This window comes from Anatilimnocola floriformis (genome assembly GCF_024256385.1).
GTDB classification, from domain to species: Bacteria; Planctomycetota; Planctomycetia; order Pirellulales; family Pirellulaceae; genus Anatilimnocola; species Anatilimnocola floriformis.
Window position 1 is genome coordinate 2,556,424 of sequence record NZ_JAMLFW010000001.1, and the last position, 22,345, is coordinate 2,578,768.

18 protein-coding genes are annotated in these 22,345 nt (G+C 57.7%); 10 read left to right on the top strand and 8 right to left on the bottom strand.

The features are described from left to right. Positions 1-50: 50 nt before the first annotated feature. Together M9Q49_RS09940 and M9Q49_RS09945 are read left to right on the top strand one after the other, a co-directional pair. On the top strand, positions 51-713 hold the full coding sequence (locus M9Q49_RS09940) for a ParB N-terminal domain-containing protein (protein ID WP_254508576.1): 663 nt from the start codon (positions 51-53) through the stop codon (positions 711-713). A gap of 1,124 nt (positions 714-1,837) precedes the next feature. Continuing rightward, the gene (locus M9Q49_RS09945) at positions 1,838-2,998 is read left to right on the top strand and encodes a lactonase family protein (protein WP_254508577.1); all 1,161 of its coding nucleotides are present in this window, start codon (positions 1,838-1,840) and stop codon (positions 2,996-2,998) included. 97 nt (positions 2,999-3,095) lie between these two features. Here the strand turns inward: M9Q49_RS09945 and M9Q49_RS09950 are convergent, their stop codons facing one another. Next, positions 3,096-3,503, bottom strand: coding sequence for a helix-turn-helix transcriptional regulator (locus tag M9Q49_RS09950; RefSeq protein ID WP_254508578.1), 408 nt, complete (start codon positions 3,501-3,503; stop codon positions 3,096-3,098). A gap of 68 nt (positions 3,504-3,571) precedes the next feature. On the opposite strand from M9Q49_RS09950, the gene M9Q49_RS09955 reads away from it, so the two are divergent. Both M9Q49_RS09955 and M9Q49_RS09960 read left to right on the top strand, forming a co-directional pair. After that, the gene (locus M9Q49_RS09955; RefSeq protein WP_254508579.1) at positions 3,572-4,231 is read left to right on the top strand and encodes a carbonic anhydrase; all 660 of its coding nucleotides are present in this window, start codon (positions 3,572-3,574) and stop codon (positions 4,229-4,231) included. A 65-nt stretch (positions 4,232-4,296) separates the two neighbouring features. After that, on the top strand, positions 4,297-5,601 hold the full coding sequence (locus M9Q49_RS09960; protein ID WP_254508580.1) for a WD40/YVTN/BNR-like repeat-containing protein: 1,305 nt from the start codon (positions 4,297-4,299) through the stop codon (positions 5,599-5,601). A gap of 65 nt (positions 5,602-5,666) precedes the next feature. Here M9Q49_RS09960 and M9Q49_RS09965 read toward each other — a convergent pair whose 3' ends face one another. Further along, positions 5,667-6,023, bottom strand: coding sequence for a 2Fe-2S iron-sulfur cluster-binding protein (locus tag M9Q49_RS09965; RefSeq protein WP_254508581.1), 357 nt, complete (start codon positions 6,021-6,023; stop codon positions 5,667-5,669). Between the two features lie 352 nt (positions 6,024-6,375). Here M9Q49_RS09965 and M9Q49_RS09970 point away from each other — a divergent pair, with 352 nt between their 5' ends. Continuing rightward, complete coding sequence (locus M9Q49_RS09970; protein ID WP_254508582.1) at positions 6,376-7,971, top strand: ABC-F family ATP-binding cassette domain-containing protein; 1,596 nt, start codon at positions 6,376-6,378, stop codon at positions 7,969-7,971. Between the two features lie 25 nt (positions 7,972-7,996). Here M9Q49_RS09970 and M9Q49_RS09975 read toward each other — a convergent pair whose 3' ends face one another. The 3 genes from M9Q49_RS09975 to M9Q49_RS09985 all read right to left on the bottom strand — a co-directional run bounded on the left by M9Q49_RS09975 (position 7,997) and on the right by M9Q49_RS09985 (position 11,426). Next, positions 7,997-8,965, bottom strand: a complete 969-nt coding sequence (locus M9Q49_RS09975; RefSeq protein WP_254508583.1) for a type II secretion system F family protein — start codon at positions 8,963-8,965, stop codon at positions 7,997-7,999. A gap of 60 nt (positions 8,966-9,025) precedes the next feature. Beyond that, positions 9,026-9,988 (bottom strand): type II secretion system F family protein, encoded by a 963-nt coding sequence (locus M9Q49_RS09980; protein WP_254508584.1) that lies wholly within the window; start codon positions 9,986-9,988, stop codon positions 9,026-9,028. Between the two features lie 121 nt (positions 9,989-10,109). Next, complete coding sequence (locus M9Q49_RS09985) at positions 10,110-11,426, bottom strand: CpaF family protein (protein WP_254511831.1); 1,317 nt, start codon at positions 11,424-11,426, stop codon at positions 10,110-10,112. Between the two features lie 157 nt (positions 11,427-11,583). Between M9Q49_RS09985 and mobA the strand changes: the two genes are divergently transcribed. Next, positions 11,584-12,267 (top strand): molybdenum cofactor guanylyltransferase, encoded by a 684-nt coding sequence (mobA, locus tag M9Q49_RS09990; RefSeq protein WP_254508585.1) that lies wholly within the window; start codon positions 11,584-11,586, stop codon positions 12,265-12,267. Positions 12,268-12,443: 176 nt separating this feature from the next. Here mobA and M9Q49_RS09995 read toward each other — a convergent pair whose 3' ends face one another. Further along, entirely contained in the window at positions 12,444-13,703 is a 1,260-nt protein-coding gene (locus M9Q49_RS09995; protein WP_254508586.1) for a putative sugar nucleotidyl transferase, read from the bottom strand. A gap of 239 nt (positions 13,704-13,942) precedes the next feature. Then, positions 13,943-15,382, bottom strand: a complete 1,440-nt coding sequence (locus M9Q49_RS10000; RefSeq protein WP_254508587.1) for a diguanylate cyclase domain-containing protein — start codon at positions 15,380-15,382, stop codon at positions 13,943-13,945. A 237-nt stretch (positions 15,383-15,619) separates the two neighbouring features. Here M9Q49_RS10000 and M9Q49_RS10005 point away from each other — a divergent pair, with 237 nt between their 5' ends. Continuing rightward, entirely contained in the window at positions 15,620-16,765 is a 1,146-nt protein-coding gene (locus M9Q49_RS10005) for an EAL domain-containing protein (protein WP_254508588.1), read from the top strand. Between the two features lie 225 nt (positions 16,766-16,990). Here the strand turns inward: M9Q49_RS10005 and M9Q49_RS10010 are convergent, their stop codons facing one another. Further along, entirely contained in the window at positions 16,991-18,850 is a 1,860-nt protein-coding gene (locus M9Q49_RS10010; protein ID WP_254508589.1) for a SulP family inorganic anion transporter, read from the bottom strand. A 365-nt stretch (positions 18,851-19,215) separates the two neighbouring features. Between M9Q49_RS10010 and M9Q49_RS10015 the strand changes: the two genes are divergently transcribed. The 3 genes from M9Q49_RS10015 to M9Q49_RS10025 are packed head-to-tail and all read left to right on the top strand — an operon-like array spanning position 19,216 to position 22,345. After that, positions 19,216-19,887, top strand: a complete 672-nt coding sequence (locus M9Q49_RS10015; RefSeq protein ID WP_254508590.1) for a response regulator transcription factor — start codon at positions 19,216-19,218, stop codon at positions 19,885-19,887. A gap of 31 nt (positions 19,888-19,918) precedes the next feature. Beyond that, positions 19,919-21,346 (top strand): sensor histidine kinase, encoded by a 1,428-nt coding sequence (locus M9Q49_RS10020; protein WP_254508591.1) that lies wholly within the window; start codon positions 19,919-19,921, stop codon positions 21,344-21,346. A gap of 45 nt (positions 21,347-21,391) precedes the next feature. After that, a complete protein-coding gene (locus M9Q49_RS10025; protein WP_254508592.1) occupies positions 21,392-22,345 on the top strand; it encodes an L-lactate dehydrogenase in 954 nt (317 codons plus the stop codon).

Genomic DNA, 22,345 nt, shown 5'->3' on the forward strand with positions numbered 1-22,345 from the left:
CACTCCGCATCTCGGAGCAACCAGCACAGTAACTGTGCGGATGCTCCGTCATGCAAATCGAAACCTGGCCCATCGACCGGGTCAAACCGTACCCAAACAACCCACGCGTCAACAAAGACGCCGTCGCCGCAGTCGCTGTCTCGCTGAAGGAGTTCGGCTGGCGACAGCCCATCGTTGTCGATTCGGACGGTGTGATCATCGTCGGGCACACGCGCTGGAAGGCAGCGAAACAACTCGGGTTCGACCAGGTGCCGATTCACGTCGCCACTGATCTTACGCCCGAGCAGATCAAGGCCTACCGCATCGCTGATAATCAGACAGCGACCATCGCCGAGTGGGACAAGCAACTGCTCCCGATCGAACTCGCCGATCTCAAGGCGATGAACTACGACCTCGGTCTGCTCGGGTTCGAACCAGACGAGTTACAGAAGTGGATGGGCGCCGAAGCAGCTGAAGGTCTCTGCGATCCGGACGAAGTGCCCGCGCCGCCTGACGCGGCGGTGACGCAGGCTGGTAATCTCTGGACCCTTGGCAATCATCGCCTCTTGTGTGGCGACAGTAGTCAGCCCGATCAGCTTGACCGGCTGATCAACGGTGCGGAGATGCGTTGCGGCAACCTCGAACGTAGGATCTCGTTCTCGACCTTCAGGTACTTCACCTGGCGGGCCAGCTCTTTCTGCGTAGCGCCGGCGATCACGAGCCAGAGAGACTGAAAAACGTTGACCATCGTGTTAAACTAGGAAAGCCGCTGTGTATCCAAGAAATCTCATCTTTTTTGCACAGCGCAGGTGAGCGGTGGCCATCTAAAACATAGCTCGACTTCGAATCTCGATTCGATCTTTCCTAGCTTCTCTAGCTAGTTATCAAAATCCCTTCGCGCAAGGGGATGACCCGGCGGTTAACAGCAGAAGTTGCGTGCCAAAAAATCGGCCAAGAAGAGAGCGCGGTTAGTAGGAGAGTTCCGACCAGGGAGGATTTTTGCAAAAGTACAGTTGTCAGATGGGTCAGAATCTCAAGTAGGTTTTTGGGTTTATCCCACACCGACTATCAAGCCCCAAAATCGAAAAACTCCCAGCACCACAGTTTCCTTGGTATTGCTGGCCGACGAATCTTTTTTTGCTATCCGATCTGGTAAGGCAGCCGTACGTGAGCAGTCGCGAGCGAGGCTCGTCAGGCCTATCTACTCTGAGATGATCTTCAGTGCAAAGCCTCCAGACCCGATGGATACGGCTTGCCCCTGAGCAACTCGCTCCCGCGCGGCCGCTCAGGAAGAAGTCGCTGCGGGATGGGAAAGAAGGATCGTTGTATGCTAACGTAATTGCTGATGCGGCTAGTCGTTGGACATACTGCTAACGGTGCCTCGGTGCCCTCGAACTTTGCACGTTCAAGGGGCAGATTCGGCTGCAGTAGAGTGATTGGATTCTCCTGAGGGTGACTCCGTATGCTTCCTGTATGTCTACTTCTGTGTGCGGTGATGATGTGCGCAGACCCCAACACGGCGACATTGACTGCCGCGTTGGCTTCTGCCAAAGAGATTCGTTGCAACCTGATTAGCACTGATGCTCCGCACGCTTGCGTGCTGAAAACGGCGGAGGAAGTTGGCGAGTTCGTCAAGCTGCTGGATCTTAGCGAGCGGGCTGTTGAACGTTCTGGGGAATCGGGAGCGGCGAGCTTTTGGCATCTGCAAATCGCGACCAAAGAAGGTGCCAGCGTCGACTTGGTGCTGATCGGCGATACGCAGGTGCTCTTCGGACCTGGCGGCAAATGGGTTACCAGCCTGCGCTCGAAGCGAGCGTATGAATGGCTCACGAAGAAAGTGACGCCGCCTGCTCCGCCAGTGAGCGACGAACTGCAGCCTCGCTTGTTGAAGGTCTACGACAATCATCGAGTCACCGAGACAGTCAAAAACTTAGGACGGCATCAGATTCTGTTTGGCAGCAAGCAGACAGAGCTGTTTGTTCTGGAGGACGGGACCAGCACGCTGTCGTTTTTCAATCGCTCGCAGCGCGGAGGCATCGTCAAGAGATATCAAACGTACCAAGACGAACAGGCCGAACCCAAATTGGCCGGAGCGAAGGCAGTCGCTGGACTGTCTGCTCCCTTGGCCATGGCCTTGAGTGGCAACGGCAACTTTCTCTACGTGGTGAGTTCCAAGAGCGGCAGCATCGTTTGCTTTAAGCAGAACTTGAGAGTGGGGGGCTGGAAGCCGGATTCGCTATCCAATGGGCAGTTTGAGGAATTGCGCGAAACTCAAGCGTTGGTGGTTGGCGGCGATGGTAGCGAAATCTTGGTGGTGACACGTTCCGGTGTCTTACTGGAGCTGCGGCGTGATCTGGATACTGGCAAGATTTCGGTGCTGGACCGAATTCGTCTCAGCGATCACCTTCCTAAGCAAGCCGATCTGCGCGATGTGAAGTGGGATTTAACCGGTGATCGCGAGGCAGGGCATATCTATGTCGTTTCAAGTGCTGGGTTGCTGGTAGTGCTAAAGCGCGACCGCAACGCAAAGCTGGCCGTCGCCCAAGTCACCCGCGATCGCGAGCTGCGCGGTAGCGAACCTTCCCATCCTGAGCATGGGTTGAGTGGTGCGACCGACTTGACAATTCAGCCTGATGGAAAGCTCCTGTTCGTCGTTTCTGCGCGCGGTTCAGTGGGAGTGTGGAAGCGCGACCGTGATTCGGGGGAACTGAGTTTCGAGCGAATTCTGGCAGATGACAGGTTGAAGGGGGCGATGCAAGTGACCTGCTGCAGCAAAAGCGAGCGGCTGCTTGTGGTTAGCGAATCGGGACACTCGCTTGCTGAAATCTGTCGAAAACCGAGTGGCGAACTCGCGGTGTTGCAGGTGCTGGTTTCAACCCCCGCTGTTTCTTTGGGCTTTGCCTCTCCCACTGCGGCTGCTGCAAGTTCCGACGATCGGTTCATCTACGTCGCGTCCGGCGAAAACACCCTGAGTGTGTTGATGCTGGTTCATGACGACGAACTGCCGGGGTTGCATTAGCAACAGTTTCCTAGCGTCAACTTCGAGTGGCCGCGTGATCCCCTGAGAAAGCGGTCGTTACTCTGGTTCGCGAATTCGAAAGCACGGCAAACCGACGCTAAGTTCGCGCGCGCCGCTTGGAACGATGTAGCAATTCGAGGATCTGGCCCACCGTACAATGCGACTCGAGCGCGTGGCGAAGAGGTTGGTCGACCTGCAATTGGTACACATTTCTCCGCCCGTTTTTTTCAATTCGCAGGTATCCACAGAGCACCAGTTCGGCCACGATTTTTTGGACCATGCGCTCTGTGATTCCCACACGTTCCGCCACATCTCGCAGGCGGATTTCTGGTTCCTGATAGATGCACCAAAGCACATGCGTGTGTTTGGTCAGAAACGTCCATGGTGGCGCCGCTGCTGGAAGTGAAGCAGTATTTAGCGCATTTCGCCTGGTCTTCTTCATGCCTGTCCTTGTCAATTCCGAGACGGCCGAATACAAAATAACGAAATACAATTCGTGAATCATAGTGCACAATCCGTGTAATCTCAATCCGTTGCCGCCAGCACTCGATCCCGGTTGACAGTCGAAACATCATGAAGCCTAAGCAGCCCAATACTCGCCCGAACTTTGAAACTGCCGTAGCCGACATGTGCATTCCGCCGGCGCATTCTTGTCCAGAGTCTCCCCTGGCCGCGCTCGAACGAATTTACGAAGGCAACCGACGCTTCGCTGCCGAGAGGGCACTCGCCGGGAACCGCGACATATTGCGAGTGCGGGAAGTGGCGACGCGGCAATCGCCGTTCGCTGCGTTTTTAGGCTGCGCTGATTCGCGCGTGCCGATTGAAATCATTTTTGATCAGGGCTTTGGCGACTTGTTCGTCACTCGCATCGCGGGCAATGTCGCTAGCAGCGAAATCATCGGGAGCTTGGAGTTCGCTACGCACATCCTCGGCGCGCAGGTGCTCTATGTGCTTGGACACACGAACTGTGGCGCGGTAACGGCCACCATTCAAGGCGAGGAAGTTCCTGGCCAAATTAGCGGCCTGTTTCAGCACATCCGGCCTGCGGTCAAGGTCGCGAAGAACGACTTGTCGAGGGCGATTGAAGAGAATGTCCGCAATCAGGCGATACTGATTGCCGAGTCTTCACCAGTAATTCGAAGATTGGTGCGCCATCAGCAGTTGCATGTGGCTGGTGGGGTTTATGACTTAGCGAGCGGCATTGTCACGCCAGTCTCGATCGAGCTAAGTTAGGCTTAACAGTTATTCCCAAACTTTTGGCATCGTCCAATGATTTGATGTGCGGCTAAGATTGTGCCATGTGCCAGATCATACGGACGCAAATCGCCAAAGTCTCCTTCTTCCTGTTGCTGGTCAGCACGTCGAGCGTGCTTGCCGAACCACCGAAAGTGGACGAACTCGATGTTCGCTTGGATGAAGTCCTGCGCCGCAAAACAGACGTGCTGGTCACCAGCAGCGCAGGAATCTTTTGGAGCAATTTAGAAGAGAAAAAGTGGCAGAAGCGAACACTGCCCGCACAGATGCCGATTGGCGGGAAGTTTGGAGTAGTTCCAACGGACTCGGAGCAGATTCTTTATTACTCTCCTCGCTGGCATAAGCTGACTGAGGGACAACGTGCAGGCATCTATGGTTCGACGGATGCGGGGCAGACATGGCAACTCCTTTCCGAGGGTGGCGAATATGGTCCGGTGGCAATGCTTGAGAATGGATCGCTGTTCGCGGTGACGAACGCCGAGCAGATAAATCGCCAGCCCAGCATCGCGGTTTCGCGCGATCTTGGAAAAACCTGGCGCGACATCAGCGGCAACCTCTCTGGTCGGGTTCACGGATTATTTCCCGACCCGGATCATCCTGGACTGATTTGTGTCGAAACCCATTGCATTCGCGGCTACGTTGAGCAGGCAGACGATGAGAATTACGAATGGAAGTCAACGATTTCGTGGCATTGGCACCCCGAGCGCCGAGAAAAAGTTTCATTCGGTCGCCCCTACTCGACAAGTAGTTCTAATAACCCTCTTTATATTTTCTGTGCAACCCTGCGCAACTATTTCGATTACGACTTCATTTATGGGGCATCCACTCCAGCGATTGATCTGAGCACCGGCGCGGAGCGATTTACGTTTCGCACTGGCGAGGTGTTAGCTGTTCCAATCACCATTCGCTTTCTGCAGGACCTACGAAACGACAAAATGCCAATCGTCGAAAAGCTCATTGACCATCCGGCGAATTTGGCTGCCTGGGGCTTGCGCTGGGAGTTTCAAGGTGAGCGGTCCTACAAGTCACCGGGGATTGTCGCGGCCATGAGCCGGATTCGCGACGAAGACTCCGCGGCCAGGAGCAAAGGGCTGCCCGGCTTTCGAGAAGAAAAGCAAAACGCGTTGATCGCCGGACTCAAAGGAGATCGCGCATGGAAGACGGTGGAGTTCAGCGCGATGGCGCCTTATCGCCGGATGCTGGAGATCGGGAAACTGGGCGACTTTGCCAAGCCCGGTGAGTACCGCGTGCAGTTAGACTATCAAAGCACATACCTAGCCGACCGCAAAGATGGGCCTTGGATAGGAAGTTTTTCGAGTCCAGTGTTCACCGTTGTAATCGAGCCGTGAGCCTCAGATGACGCGGCTGATATCGCAGCACATCCGAGGCTTCAACTCACACGAGAACGCGGAAGTTATTTGGTCGTCCAATCAGGCGGCGGCTGGATTTCGGCAGCCGGAATGTGCCCCGCATCCTTTCGCCCGCTTCCTGCCAAACGGCTGATGACGCGTACCGTCATGTCCTCATCGCAATTGATCTGACAACTCAGCCGGATTCCCGAAAGCCCGCGCGCCTTGAGCAAGTCGCGCTCAGCAACAGTCATCCGATCCGGCTCGCCTTGGACGAACTCAATGCGGCAGGTCGTACACCGTGCATTTCCGCCGCAAGCATGCAGTTGATCGACTCCCGCATCCTGCGCAATCGCCAAAACCAACCGCTTACCGTGCGGCACTTCGAACTCGCCAACATTTTCCACCATCAATTTCGGCATGACCTCGTCCTTCGAGCAAAACGTGATGGCCGGCACCACGCCAACCGAATTTCAGTTTAACTGCGCCAGTTTGCTGCGTGTGTGCTGGCAGACTAACTCTCGCTCTTTGGCGGGACAACGATGACTTCGCCATCTTCATTCGCATTTCCGCAGTCGGCCGTAGACGATTTTGCTGAAACTTCAATTGACCCATCGAAATGAACCGCGGCATTATTTCTCGCGAACCTTCTGACGATTGGCGTGTCACTAGCTCAGGCCCACCTTTTTGGCACCGGAGGCGATCGCTCGCAATGGCAATCCAAACTCGACACCGTGTTCTGCAATTCACACTGTCGCGTGAGGAAATTCCAGCATGGCCGCTTCCATTCAACTGTTTGATCTCGCCTGGTCCACGCCTGCCGGTCAGCCGCTGCTTGCTGATCTGAACCTGCGTTTCGCCGCGCGAAAAACGGGACTCGTCGGCCGCAATGGCGTGGGGAAGACTACGCTGCTCAAACTGATCGCCGGCGAACTCACGCCCACTCGCGGTCGAGTCGCCGTCGCTGGCACGCTTGGCGTGTTGCGGCAGGTCGTGCAGGTTGACCCTGCGAAAACGATCGCCGATTTATTTGGTTTGACAGCAGGTTTGCGGCTTCTCGATTGCGTCGAAAGTGGCGAGGCCAGTGAACAAGAACTCGCCGATGCCGATTGGACGCTCGAAGCTCGCCTGGCCGAAGCACTGAATCGCGTCGGCCTGCAGACGACTCCGCAAACTCGACTGGCGACATTGTCAGGCGGGCAACGAACTCGTGCGAGTCTCGCCGCGCTGCTGTTTGCAGATACTGACTTTCTGTTGCTCGATGAACCGACGAATAATCTCGATCGCGAAGGGCGTCGCGCGGTGATCGACATGCTGGCCGCGTGGCGGGGCGGCGCCATCGTCGTCAGTCACGATCGTGAGTTGCTGGAAACGATGGAGTCGATCGTTGAACTCACTTCGCTCGGCGCGAAGGAGTACGGCGGAAACTGGAGCACCTATCGAGAGCAGAAGCAACTCGAACTAGCCGCGGCCGAGCGCGACCTGGCCGATGCGGAGAAGAAAATGGCCGCCGTGGCTCGCGACACGCAGGCGACTCGCGAACGCCAATCGCGCCGCGCCGCCACCGGCCGCAAAGCAGGAAAGCGCGGTGGAATTCCAAAGATCATGATCGGCGGTTTGAAACAAAACGCCGAAAAAACGGCGGCGGGGAACGAACGACTGGGCGAAAAACTGCGCGAGCAGGCCGCCAATGCTGCTGCGACGGCCCGTAGCCGAATCGAAATCCTGCAGCCCTTTGCAGTGGAGCTGCCGCCCACGAATTTGCCTGCCAGCAAGATCATTCTCAAGTTGGAATCGCTTTCGGCCGGTTATGATCCGGAGCAGCCGATCCTGCAAAACCTGTCGTTTGAAGTGATCGGCCCCGAGCGAGTTGCCATCGCCGGCCCAAACGGTTGCGGCAAGACCACGCTCCTCAATGTCATTACGAAGAAACTCGAACCCAGCGCCGGCCTGATTCGTGTCGCGACTGATTTCGCATTGCTCGATCAGCAGGTAAGTCTGCTTGATCCCCAGCAATCGATCCGCGACAACTTCCGCCGCTTGAATCCCGTTGCCGATGAAAATGCCTGCCGCGCGTCTCTCGCGCGATTCATGTTTCGCGCCGATGCTGCTCTGCAAATCGCCGGCACACTCAGTGGCGGCCAACTACTGCGGGCCGGTTTGGCTTGCGTGCTCGGCCGCGAAACGCCGCCGCCGTTATTGCTACTCGATGAGCCGACGAACCACCTCGATATCGATTCGATCGAAGTTGTCGAAGCGGGCCTGAGAGCATACGACGGCGCGCTGGTTGTCGTCAGCCATGACGAATCGTTCTTGCAAGCCATCGGCATTACACGCCGGTTGACGCTGCCGATGGTTGCGAGCAGTTAAGCAGCTGTGAGGCAGGCTAGATCGTTTACGACCCGCCGCCGTTCATCGCCGGGAACATTTCGCGGACCATCGTGATCGCGGCCGGGCCGACGAGGATCACAAAGATGCCCGGGAAGATGAAGAGCACCAGCGGGAAGATCAATTTTACCGCCGTCTTGGCGGCTTTTTCTTCGGCGATTTGAGCGCGGCGAGTACGCATCGCTTCGGATTGCACGCGAAGAGCTTGGGCGATGCTACTGCCGAACTTGTCGGCTTGGATCAGAATCGAGGCGAGCGATTTCAGATCGTCGACACCGCTGCGCGAACCGAGTTCTTGCAGCACTTGCGAGCGAACGCGGCCCATCTGCAACTGCATGTTGCACAGGCCGAATTCGTTGGCGATGTTGCGATAGCACTTCTTCATTTCTTCAGCGACTTTACGCATTGCCTGGTCGAGACCGAGGCCGGCTTCGACGCACACCACCATCAGGTCGAGCGCATCGGGCAAGCCGAGGAAGATCGATTCTTTTCGTTTCTTGGCCATGTACATGATGACCAGCTCCGGCAAGTAGAAGCTGAGGCCGGCGATCATCACAATGCGAAACAGCGCGGCTTGCGTCAGGCCGTAAACAAAAATCGATGCACCGCCGCCGATGAACAACCCGATCAGCAGCAGTAGGAATTTCGAGGCTTGAAAAACCATCGGCGCGCCTTCACTACGAAAGCCGGCGTACGAGAGTTTTTCTTTCAGTTTATTTCGTTCGGCTTCAGTCTTCGGCGCCAGCGGTTTGGCGAGCGCCGGCGACGCGGCTTCGAGCATCCGCGAGAGATTGTCTCCCTTGGTAATGCCGTCGGCCCGCTTCTTTCGCCCAGCCGGATCACGAAAGTCCTCGAGCCGTTGCTCGGCCCGGCTGTTGCTCCCCGAAAGCCATTCGATGGCCAGCCAGGTGATGCAAGCGATCAGACCGAACGCAGCGAGCTGGACGAGCCAATGATTGGTGAGAATAGCGTTCATCGTAGTACCGAGTGAGTTTGTGGCTGCGGGTACGCAGTGTTGGTGGCAAGTGAGCCGTGCTTAAACTTTGATATTGATAATCTTACGGATGACGAGCGCGCCGAGGATCTGCAGCACGACGCCGGCCGCCAGCATTTGATGGCCCATCGGGTCGGTGAAGAGCATCGACAAGTAACCGGGATTGAGCCGCCACATGACGATGGCGAGCACCGGCGGCAAGCCGAGCAACACCGCGCCCGACAACCGGCCTTCGCCCGTGAGGGACTGAATCATGCCGTAAATCTTGTAGCGTTCGCGAACAAGGTGGCCGATCTTGTCGAGAATTTCGGCGAGGTCACCACCCGTTTGCCGTTGCAGAATCACCGCGGTTGCAAAGAACCGCAAGTCGAGGTTCGGCACGCGATCGGTCATTTCCTCGATAGCATCTTCGAGCGGTTGACCAAGGTTTTGTGCTTCGTAGCAGCGATTGAATTCGTCGCCGATCGGCGAACCCATTTCGTCAGCGCACAGCTTGAAACCGGCAGCGAGCGAGTGACCGGCGCGGAGGGCGCGGGAGATCAATTCAAGTGCTTCCGGCAATTGCTTGGCAAACTTTCCGAGCCGCCGACCGCGCTTCATATAAAAGTACAGGAACGGGATTGGTCCGAGCAGCAAACCGAGCGGCGCGAAGACCATCGGCAGGCGAGCCATGATGGGCAGCAGTACGCCGGCGCCGGCGAGACCGGCACACATCAGCGCGAGCTTCGCCGGCGAGACCTTGGTATCGGCTTGTTGCAAGAACAGTCGCAGATTAAAGCTTTTCGCCAGCCATTCTTCGAACGGGTTGGTCTCTCCCAGCGGGTTCGTGAGGAGATTGATCTCGTCCTTTTTCTTGGCTTGCGCGGGATTCGAAAGTCCCGCGAGCATATCCAAGCGATCTTCGACCGCGCTGCCCCCTTCGGAGCGGAACGCGATGCTCGCGACGCCGCCCACAAGGCAAGCCACGCCGATAAAGGACGCGCCGATGATGAGAAGCGTTAGCATGGGTTTGCTTGCGTGTCGGGATCAGTCGAAATGGAAAGGGAACGGGCGATTCGGATGCAGAATGCAGAGGTCAGAATGCAGAACGTTTTTTCATTCTGCATTCTGCGTTCTCAGTTCTGCATTAGTCTGGCAGCATCACGCGTTGACGGAATGCGCTCGATGGCAGGCGGATGCCGGCCGATTCGAGTTTGTGCATGAAGGTGGGACGAATGCCGGTTGCCTCGAAGCGACCGCGGGCGCGGCCCGTTTCGTCGATGCCTTCTTGCACGTAACGGTAAATGTCTTGCATGACGATCGTGTCTTGTTCCATACCCACCACTTCGGTGATGCTCGTCACGCGGCGGATACCACCTTGCAAGCGGTTGGCCTGGATGAGCAAGTGCACGGCCGAGGCAATTTGTTGACGCATGGCTTTGATGGGGAGCTCGAAGCCCGACATCATGATCATCGTTTCCAGACGAGCCAAAGCATCGCGCGGTGTATTGGCGTGGAGCGTGGTAAGCGAGCCATCGTGGCCCGTATTCATGGCTTGCAGCATGTCCAGAGTTTCCGGACCGCGGCATTCGCCGATGATGATTCGCTCTGGACGCATACGCAGGGCATTCTTCACCAGGTCGGTTGCCGTGATGGCGCCCTTCCCTTCGATGTTTGGTGGCCGCGTTTCCAGACGCACTACGTGTTCTTGTTGCAGCCGAAGTTCCGCCGCGTCTTCGATGGTGATCACGCGTTCGTGATTCGGAATGAAGCTGCTGAGCGTATTGAGCAGCGTCGTTTTACCGGAACCAGTACCGCCGGCGACGACGATGTTGAGTCGCGCCTTCATCGCTCCTTCGAGGAGCATGACCATTTCGGGCGTGAGGGCTTTGTAGTTCAGCAGGTCTTCGAGCTTCAGCGGCGACGAACCGAAACGACGAATGGAAACCGCAGCACCGTCGAGAGCGAGCGGCGGAATGATGGCATTCACGCGGGAGCCGTCCGTCAAACGGGCGTCGACCATTGGGCAGACTTCGTCGACGCGGCGACCGACCTTCGACACGATGCGGTCGATGATCTGCAGCAAGTGGCCGTTATCGCGGAATTCGACGTTGGTCTTTTCGAGCTTGCCGCGGCGTTCGACAAAGATGCTCTTCGGGCCGTTGATCAAAATATCGGAGATCGTGTGATCCTTGAGGAGCATTTCCAAAGGACCAAGGCCGAACGTTTCATCGAGCACTTCTTCGATGAGGCGTTCGCGTTCGGTGCGGTTGAGGAAGGTTTCTTCCGTATCGCACAAGTGTTCGACGACGAGGCGAATTTCGCGGCGGAGTACATCGCCTTGCAATTCGCCGACGCGGTTGAGGTCGAGCTTATCGACGAGCTTGTTGTGGATCTTGCGTTTCAGCAGATCGAATTCTTCGGCCTTGGAGGCGTCAGCGGCCGAACGAGCAGCAGCGGGCATCGGTTTCATCGTGGGGTTCCGAACCGGCGGGGGTTGACTGGCATGTTGAGTGGCAACTGCACAAATCGCGCAATCCGCCGACTCTCTGTCGAAACCATAGCTCACGAGTTTTCAGCGTGTTGCCAACAGGCCGCTGTGGAAGTGGCAAATTGTCAACATGACGAAAGAGCTGGCGATTATGCTGAAAGTGCGGGTGGCACAATCGCTACCATCCGCACGACGCGTCGAAGAGCACATCATGCAGGCTGGCGGCATCATTCTTTGTGGCGGGCAGAGCAGCCGGATGGGCGCGCCGAAGGCGGCGTTGCCGTTCGGGCCGGAGTTGATGTTGCAGCGGGTTTATCGCCTGTTAAGTGAGGTCGTGCAGCCGATCGTGGTTGTTTCTGCCGCCGATCAAGTTTTGCCGGAATTGCCGGCAGATGCTTTGTTTGCCCAGGACGAGCAGCCTAGCCGCGGTCCGCTCGAAGGTTTGCGCGCGGGGATGAAGGTCATGCAGCCGCTGTGCGATCTGGTCTATGTCACCAGTTGCGATGTGCCGTTGCTACAGCCTGGTTTTGTGCGACGGATGCTGGAACTCGCCGAAGGGTATGAAGCAGCGGCAACGGTTGACGGCGAGTTCGTTCATCCGCTATCGGCCGCATATCGAACGAGCCTGGTAGGAAAGATCGAGCAGCTCTTAAATGCAGATCAACTGCGGCCAAATGCGTTGCTGAAGCAGATCAACACGCGATTTGTGACGGTAGAGGAAATGCGCACTGTGGATCCGCAGCTATCCACACTGCGGAATTTGAATCGGCCTGAAGAGTATCTGGCGGCGTTGCGGGAAGCCGGGTTCGAATAGTCGTCGAACGCTCCGCGGTCGATGAATAGACGCCAACCAACGGAGCCCCGCTATTCGGCAGCCAAAGATACGAACTAGCAACAACCCTCCACTAGCTTGCGCCGGAATTATGCTGCGCTGATTCCTGCGCCTGCGGCTCCGTAACATCCATTCATCGAACGCGGAGCGTTCGACGACTAGAGTTGCAACGGTTCGCCGGCCAATTGCCGTTCATTGCGAGTCAGCTCATACATGTCGTTAATCAACTGCGCATCGCAGGCACGTTGCTGCACGTTACGGCGGGCGAACATCCGTTGCTGCGTGGCGATCATCACATCCGGCGGCAGTTCGGTCACCTGGCCGAAGAGGCGGGCGTAGTTCACAAAGCTCGCGACGTTGGTCGTCACATATCCGTAGAGCATGCTGCAGCAACCGACCGTTTTTCCCGTAAAAATGCCGGTGTTAATCGCAGATTTTGAGTAGTCGCCCATCATGCAGCCGACGAACTGCATGCCAGTGGGGACCGACTCGCCCCGGTAATCCATCTTCACGCTGCCGTAGGTGTTTTTGAGATCGCTGTTGCACGTGCCGGCGCCTAGATTGATCCAGCTGCCGAGATAGCTGTGCCCGAGAAAGCCGTGATGCTGCTTGTTGGTGTAGGGCTCGACGATGCTGGCTTCCACTTCGCCGCCGATCTTCGTGGTGTGGCCCAGCGACACGGCATCTTTGATCGCCGAGTGCTCAATTACTTTCGCTTTCGGCCCCAAGTAGGCCGGGCCACGCAAGAACGAATACGGACCGACGGTCGCGTTTTCATCGAGCAACACCGGGCCTTTGCTGGTATCGGTCGTGCAATACTGACCGAGCACGGCACCTTCGGCGGCGAACACGCCAGTCGCGATTTCCCGATATTTGCCGCTCGCGATTCGATGAGCGAGGCTCGCCGAAATGATCTCCAGGTTGTAGCGCACGAGGTCATGCGGCCAGGAAAGGAGTGGCAACTGCCGCTCGATCACCGGCAATTTCCAAAGTCCGGGATTGTGCAAAAACTCCAGGAATTTATGCACATCGGCGTGCGCCGGCGGCTGGGGACTCTCGCGCGAAAGAAACGCCGCGGCGATTGATTCGCCGACGCGAACTGTTCCCGATCGGCCTTCGGCAACAAGTTGTTTCAGCGTTTCGTAAGTGCCAACCGACGGGACCAGCCGCGCGTTGACCAGCAGCGTATTGCCATCGCCGAGCGCAGGAACGGCGGTGAATTGCGGATAGTCGACCTGCTGAATCGTCATCAGGTGCGGACGAACAATGCCGCGCAGCGAGCAGCTCAATTCGGTATTCAGTACTGCGAGCCAATCGATCAATCGATAGCTGCCGCAGGTCATTGCATACGCGGGCCGACCGACAGTGATGGGGAACAGACGATTGATCTGTTCGTCTTCGAAAACGATGATTTGCATAAGACGATCTTCGCGCGCAAGGGATCGAGATATCCCGCAATTATAGGGCGCTCTGGCATGCGCAGTTCATAACCCGCGGCGTCAGCCAGGAGTTGCGCGTTCGCGTCGGTGCGAGAAAAGAAGCAACCGACGGCGGTGGCTGTGCTGGTCAAATCCGTCGATTTGCAGGCATTTTCGAGACATTTACAAACTGCCCAAACCCCGGCTGACGCCGCGGGTTGTGACAGCGAGCAGCCGAGCTATTCCGTATCGCTGGAGAAAATCTCCGGCACGAGTAGGTATTCACTACCATCACTCACGCCGGCCGGTTGAAACGCCGTGACTTGCAGGCGTTCGTTCAAAGCAGCCAGGCCTTGGCAATAGATCAGGCCGAGCGGCCTTTGATCTCGCACGACAACGGCATAGTCGTGTTCGCTTTCGGCGAAGTGCTCCATCATTTCATTGAGCGGCGCCACTTCATCGAACTTCTTGTATTCTGTTTCCATCACATGCCGCACCAATCGCACCGAAGGTTGTCGCGGCCGATTGCCCGGTGTGCGAGCGCTTTGCAAACGAGCTTCGGTCACCAGACCCAGCATGCGACCTTCGGCATCGACGACCGGCAACAATTCGAGTTGCGTTTGAGCGAGCAGCGCCAACCCTTGATCGACCGTTTCATCGGCGCCGATCGTGAGTGGGCAAGAGATCATCACATCGCGGGCTGTGGTCGTGGCAAAGAGCTGACCTTCGGCGGCGATCTCGGTCCACGTTTGTTGTTCGTCGTCAACTTCGTCGCTATGCACCGCGCAGTCGCGGCCCGAGACCTTCGCTAGCTGCAGAGCATTGCCGGCTCGTTGCAGCGCGACATCGGCTGGTTCGCCGGCTTGCACCGCGGTGTAGCCAATGCTGGCGGTTACTTTCACTTCGGCCGTGCCGAGGCGGAAAGTCGAGGTGCGCAGCGATTTTAGCCATGTTTCCGCGGTCTTTTCGGCTGCGGAATCATCGGCAGCGGTGAAGAGAATAGCCAGCCGTTCGTTGTGGAGCGAGCCCGCCAAGGCATTCGCCGGCAGGGCTCGTTGAATGGTGTTCGCGGTCGATTTCAGCAGTTCGCGATAGGTCAGCAAACCATATACACGCGAAAACCGGCCGAAGGAATCGAAGTCGAGCACGGCCAAATAGGGAACGGCGCGAATCGTTTTGTCGGCTTCGACCGCTTGTTGCCACTTGGTCCAATCGCGGAACCAGAGGCTCCGTTCGATCAAACCCGTGATCGGATCGAGGCCGCTTTGTTCGGCCAGGCGGCGTTCGTATTCGAGCACGCGGGCGCCGGCTCGCAGCCGCGCGAGCAGTTCGCCATAGACCACATCAGCAGAGAGAAAATCGTCGAAGCCCGCTTCGAGTGATTCCGTGAGCGCGGATACTTCGGCGTTATCGATAAACAGAATGCAGTAAGTGAAAACGAGCGAATCCAGCCGCCGGACTTGCCGACAAAGCTGCTTGCTGTTGATGGCCGAGCTGTTTTTGTCGGTGCCATCGACCAGCAGAAAATCCGGCGGATTGGCCTCCGCGGCGGCAATTGCAGCCGCATCATTCGAGGCCTGCCGTACCTCATAGCCAAAGATCTCGAGGAATTTCGACACCCGCCGTAGCAACGTGCGGTTGACCGAGACGATCAAGATCGAGAATGGTCGGGCAGACATTGTGGAGCAACCGTGGGTTTGCAGGCCAATTTGCAAGTTCTTCTTGCGCAGCCGCGCGCTGCGGAATATCGGCCTATGGCAGAAACTTAGGTCACAAACCGCGAACGCGTGTTCACTGTGACATTTTTTCTGAACAGAATTCCGCCGCCGGTCGTTTCTTGACCTAGATTTCTGATGGCCCGTGCTGACGGAATGAACTGCCAGCGATCCAACGCTGCAACGACAAGCGGAGTCGCGATGCGTACGAAAATCTTATTGCCCGAAACGAAACAAGCCCCGTACCTCGAACGGATGAACGGTTCGCATGAACCGATCATCATCGAGAAGTTTCCCTTCACGCTGGGGCGCAACGAGTCGTGCGACTACCAGGTCCCCTCGACCCGCGTCTCGCGTGAACATGCTGCCATTCAAAAGGACGGCAAGCATTTTCGCATCAAAGATCTCGGCAGCACCAACGGCACGCTGGTGAACGGCAAGAAGATCGGCGAAGCGCTGCTCAACGACGGCGACTTACTGACCTTTGCCGATGCAGAGTTCTGCTTTCGCACGCCCTGCACCGAAGCCTCGCGAGTGACCGTCACGCATGTGATGAACGGCGGGCAGGTTGCTGCGGCCGAACCCGATTCCTCTGGCGAAGATCGCGCAGCTCGCGACTTCATTCATGCGATTCGCTCGCTGCACGAAGGTTTGTTGCATCGTGCTCTCCGCACTCGCTTTCAGCCGGTCGTCGAGCTCTCGACCGGTCAGGCCATTGGCTATGAAGCCATCCGCCGAACCGAAGCAGTGCACGGCGAGTTGCCGACGACGGAGCGCTTGCTGCAAACCGTCGACTGCCGATTGACCGAGCGCTGGCAGCAGTTGCATCGGCTGCTGGCCACTGAGCAAGCGGCCGAGGAAGGGAACGGCAACTTGTTGCTTGTGAATTTGCAGCCAGCCGAAGTAGGCGCCGATGGCTTGCCGGAGACGCTCGCCGCGCTGCAAGGCAAACTTTCCCGAAAACGTCTGATCGCCGAGATTCCACACTCGGCCGTAGTCGACATCCCGTTCTTTCGGGAGTTTCTCAGTCGACTGCGCGAACTGAATGTCGGCGTGTGTTACGCCGGCTTCAGCAGTGGCCAGAATCAGGTGCGAGCGCATGAGCAGTTCGCCCCCGATTATCTGCAACTGGCCTCGTCGCTCGTTCGCGGCGTCGATCGGAGTACGCAACGACAGCAGCAGATTAAAGCGCTGGTCGATGCAGCGGTGGCGGCCGGTTCGCAAATCATTGCGACCGGCGTGCATAGTGAGAATGAAGCCCAGACTTGTCGCGAGTTGGGTTGCCAACTTGCTCAAGGGGATCATTATGGTCGGCCGCAGACCATGCAGTGGGGTGCGCTAGCGTAGTTCGTTGCGGAGCAACGAAAAAGTAGCCCGACGCGTGAGCGAGGAAATGCCGCGAGCGAATTCAAGCGTCAGTAACGTGCGGTAGCACAAAGAGAAGCGGAGTCGTACGTGGATTCGAGTCGTACCCGCTACTTTTTGTGCTGCCGCACGTCGGTGGACCATTAGTCCACGCGCAGGCCTCCCTCGCTCACGCGTCGGGCTACCTTTTCTACGCGTCGAATGAGTTTAGACCGCAACCAAGCGCTGACGAGCGCCTTCGGCGTGAGTCGAGAGTGCGCGGTGTTGTTCCAGACCAATGACCTTCAGCTCAAGGCCCTTGTCTCGGAACGTGCGGCTTAGATCTTTGAGCTTTTCCATCACGGTGTGATCGACGAGTTCTGTCTTGCTCAGATCGACCACGATGTTCTTGCTCTGCTTCAAGCCGAGTTCGTCGATCCGGCTGCGAACTGGCAGCCAGTTGCTGAACGTGACGGCATGTTGCGGCGTGATCACCCAGGCGTTCCCTTCCTGCCGCGGTTCTTCAAAACCAGGCGAGAAAGTGGCCGAGAACGGCAAGCCGCGGACGTAGTTGATCACGAACTCGAGCGCCATGCCGATGAGCACGCCGACGAGCAAGTCGGTGAGAACAATCGCGACAATCGTGGTGACAAAGACCAGAAACTGCTCCTTGCCGATCACCCACATCGAGCCGAATTCGCGCGGATGAGCCAGCCGGAAGCCGGTGAAGACCAGCATCGCAGCCAGGGCCGACGTGGGAATGTAATTGACGACGAAGGGGAGGAACGACACGAACAGCAGCAGGAAGCAGCCGTGAAACACGTTGCTGAAGCGCGACTTCGCGCCGGCATCGACGTTAGCCCGGCTCCGAACAATTTCAGAAATCATCGGCAGACCACCGATGAACGAGGCGATCAGGTTTGCCACGCCGCAACCGAGCAAATCGCGGTTCAAGTCGGTGCTGCGTTTGACAGGATCGATGAAGTCGACGGCTTTGGCACTGAGGAGCGATTCCAAGCTGGCGACGATGGCAAACATCATCACCCATTTCCAGAAGGTCAGCCCCAATTCCTTGCTGAACATAAAGCTGAAATCGGTTTTGCCCGTGTATTCGTACGCGGCCAGCGTTGCCTTGTCATTCGTTTGAAAAAACGCGGGCAAGACAAAGGCCTTGCGAAAATCGAGCGGCACGGTGATCAGCAGTTTGCTTGGATCGCGCGTGTATTGCTTGCCGCTCAGTTCGTAGGGATTCACCAGCGGCGCCGGAGCAGGCGCGGCATCTTTTTTCGGCTCGGCTGGTTTCGCGTCTGTGGTTGCCGTCGCCTCTGCGGGCGGCTTCGCGGGAGCCGCCGCCACGGCGGGTTCAGTGGGCTTGGGAATGTCGCGAGTAATGCCAAAGAACATCGCCAGCGGCACCGCGATGGTGAGCACGATGATCTGGACTGGAACCGCTTTGAACGCCCTGATCTTGATCAAGGGATAGAGCGCCATCAGCATCAGACTGATCACGCCGATGGCGGCGACATAGGGATTGAGCTGCATGATGAAGTGCGGATACTTCTGGAGCAATTCAATGTTTTCCGGGGGCAGCTTGGCCGTGACGCCCAGCATCGTCAAGAACTGCTTCACCATGATGATCACACCGATCGAAGCGAGCAGCCCATGCACCGCCGCCGTCGGAAAGAAGTCGCCGAGTTTGCCGGCCTTGAAGATGCCGAACAAAATCTGAAAAACCGCGGCAACCACGCCAACCGCGAGCGCCAATCGATAAGCATTGAAATCCGCCGGCGCCGAGCCACCAACCGAACCACCGAAGGCCGAGACCGCGCCGAAGATAATCGCGATGAGGCCCGCCGCGGGACCTTTGATTGTCAGTTCCGAATTGCTGATGAGCGATGCCACAATGCCGCCGACGATCGCGGTGATCACACCACCAATGGCCGGAAAGCCGCTCGCCCGACCAATCGCCAGACACAACGGCAACGCGATGAGAAACACCAAGAAGCCCGACAGCGCGTCGTAACGCAAACAAGCCGGAAAGGGGACCGGAGACGCTGGTCCCAAGGACTTCTGTACGGGAGTTTCCATCGATTGCTCCAAAGGACGAACAGGAGACAATGCGCAGAATCTCAGCGGGCGAGATTACAATAGCGCAACGGGTCTGCAAACCAAAATCAAGGAGGGTTGGATCGCCGCGTATCGCCCGCTGCATCCAAAAGTAATAATCAGCTGGTGCCGAATTTGCAGGCCGGCTGAGTAGCATCGGCAAGTTTATTCCCTTTCGAAAAGGAGGGAAGGAGCTAAACGGTTACGAATCAGTTAGAGTGCACATTGCCGCAAGTCCTGATTTGATCGCAGGTTACTAAACAGCAATGTTCTTCACGCGTCCCTAGTCCAACCGCCGTTTTCAAGCCAATAATGGACAGGCGTTATCAATCTTTGGGAGGCCTCGAATGAACCTGCTGGTAGTGGAAGATGACCCTGTGTTGGGCAAAGCTCTGCAACGGGGCCTGAACGAAGCAGGGCATGCCTGCGAATGGGTCCGCAATGGTCGTAAGGGGCTGGAAGAGGCTAGGTCGCAACGTTTCGACGCCGTCGTGCTCGACCTGATGCTGCCGGATCTGGATGGCGTGGCGATTATGAAGTCGCTGCGGGGGGATGGCATTCGCACTCCGGTGCTGATGCTGACCGCCATGGGATCGGTCGAAGACCGGGTCAACGGCCTGAAATCGGGTGCCGACGATTATCTCGTTAAACCCTTTGCCTTCCCCGAGTTAATGGCCCGGCTCGAGGCCATCGGCCGCCGCGTGGCCGATCGTCCTAGCTCGACGATGACAGCCGGCCCTGTGACGCTCGACCTGACGAATCGCCGGGTTCTGCGTGGGACCACGGAAATCACCCTCACGCCGACCGAGTTCAGCCTGCTGGAATACCTCATCCGGTTTCAGGGTCAGGTGGTGACGCGCAAAATGCTCTGCGAACACCTCTGGGAGTCGGACTGGGAAGGTGTCACCAATGTTGTGGAAGTGCATATCAATCGCCTGCGCGGTAAGATCGATCGCGGCTTTGAAGAGCCGCTGATTCAGACCGTGCGGGGTAGAGGATATGTCCTTCGAGCGTCTTAAGTCGAACTTCCGCACCCTGCGGTTTCGCTTAATGTTTTGGAATGCCTTGGCCGTGATTGTCACGGGCCTGGCAATCTTGATCACTGTCCGGCAAGGCGTGGGATATCGCCTGCTGTACGATCTCGACCACGTGCTGGCCGAGGATCTCGACGAAATCTCGCTCAATCTGCGCGAGGAACGGGGCCTGGACTTCGAGCGGTTGCACCGCGAACTCGACCGTAAGGCCCGCGGTCACGCCTACCACCAGTGGTTCGTCCTCTTCATCGATCGCAAAGGGGACGCGGTTTGGTCGAGCACAGGCGCGCCGGTCTTGCCGCGTGTCATTACTCCGGGGCGTGAAACCGAAACTCTGACGACCAGCGGATATCGCCTCGCATATCGCGAGTTGGCTGGAGCCCGCGAGCGGGCGCCGATTGTCTGTGTCGGTTCTTCGGTCAAATTCATCCAGCGCGACATGGCCAGCATCGATCGCATGGTGATCCTGGTCGCAGCCGTCATTATCGTCGGCTCGCCACTGTGCGGATACATTCTCGCCGGTCGTGCCACAGCGCCGCTGGCCAACATGATGGCGACCACGGCCCGGCTGCGGCCATCGGAAATGGATGAACGGCTCAAGGTGCGCGGCACTGGCGATGAGCTCGATCAATTGGCCATGACGGTCAACGGCTTACTCGATCGCTTGGCGGAATATCTCAAGCAGAAGCACGACTTTCTCGCTAATGCAGCGCACGAACTCCGCACGCCGCTGTCGGCCATTCGCAGCAGCGTGGAAGTTGCCCTCAGCGGCGATCGCACTGTCGATGAATACAACGAATTGCTGGCTGAAGTAATCGATGAATGCAGCTCGCTCGAGACGCTGGTCAATCAATTGCTGCTGCTCGCCGAAACCGATGCCGACCGGCAGGAAGTGGTCGGCGATCCGATCCCGCTGCACCTGGTCGTCGGCCGCGCGGCAGAAATGTTTCAGGGAGTCGCTGAGTTCAACGGCGTGCGGCTGAAAGTCGAACACTTGCCCGAAGTGGTCGTCCCCGGCAACCGCCATTACCTGCGGCAAGTCTTGAGCAATCTGCTCGACAACGCCATCAAGTTCACCGCCTCGCGCTATGTGCATCACGCGGGCCCAATTTCCGCGAACAATGGCCATGGCACACGCGGTGAAATCAAGATTTCGCTACAGCCCGATTGGGAGCAGCGCGTGGTGCGGTTGTTGATCGAGGACAACGGCCCGGGCATTCCCAAGGAAGACCTGCCACTGATTTTCGATCGCTTTTATCGCGTCGATCGCGCCCGCGTCCGCGGCATTGCCACCGGCGGCACCGGCCTGGGTTTAAGCATCTGCCAGGCCATCATCCATGCCCATCGCGGCACGATCGAAGTGATGAGCAAAGTGGACGAAGGGACGACGTTTGTCATCACTCTCCCGCTGGTGACCGCTGATAATCCCGCTGCGTTGGTTTAGATCGACATCTTGCGTGAACGTCCGTGCTGCTGAAAGGATTTCAAAATGCCGTTGAAAGTTGGAGTCGTAGGCTGCGGTTTTGTAGGCTCGACCGCTGCCTATGCGATGGTGCAGCAAGGCGTCGGCCGCGAGATTGTCTTGGTCGATATGAAGCGCGAGCGCTCACTCGCCGAGGCACAGGACATTTCGCATGCGATTCCTTTTTCGCGTCCGCTCAAAGTGCGGGCGGGAGAATATAGCGACCTGCAAGGCTGCCGCGTGGTGGTGATTGCCGCCGGCGTGGGACAAAAGCCGGGCGAGACTCGCCTGCAACTGCTCGAGCGAAACGCCAATGTCTTTCGGGCCGTGGTGCCCGCCGTGGTGCAAGCGGCTCCGGATGCTGTGCTGCTGATTGCCACGAATCCGGTCGACATCATGACCCACATCGCGGCCCACTTTGCCGCTCAACTGGGCGTGCCGCGCCATCGCGTGCTGGGGAGCGGCACGACGCTCGATACCGCCCGCTTTCGCACGCTGCTGAGTGATCATTTCGGCGTCGATTCGCACCACGTGCATGGCTACGTGATCGGCGAGCATGGCGACTCCGAGGTTCTCACCTGGTCGCAAGCGACCATCGGCGGCATGCATCTCGCAGACTTCGCGCGGCTGCGCGGAATTCCGTACGACGAAGCCTGGCGGCAGCAAGTCGATCAAGGCGTGCGCCGCGCGGCATACACGATCATCGAAGGCAAAGGGGCGACGTACTACGGTATCGGCGCAGCGCTGGCGCGGATCGTCGATGTCATCCTGCACGACCAGCGGGCCATTTTGACGGTCAGTACTTTCGTCAACGAGTTCCCCGGCGTGACACCAGCGACGTTCGCGCTGCCACATCTCGTCGGCGGCGATGGCGTGCTCGGGTGCATTCCATTGCAACTGAGCGATGAGGAATCGACCGCGTTGCAACGTTCGGCCCAGATCATCGCCGACGCGACAGAGTCGGTGATCAAGCACATTTGA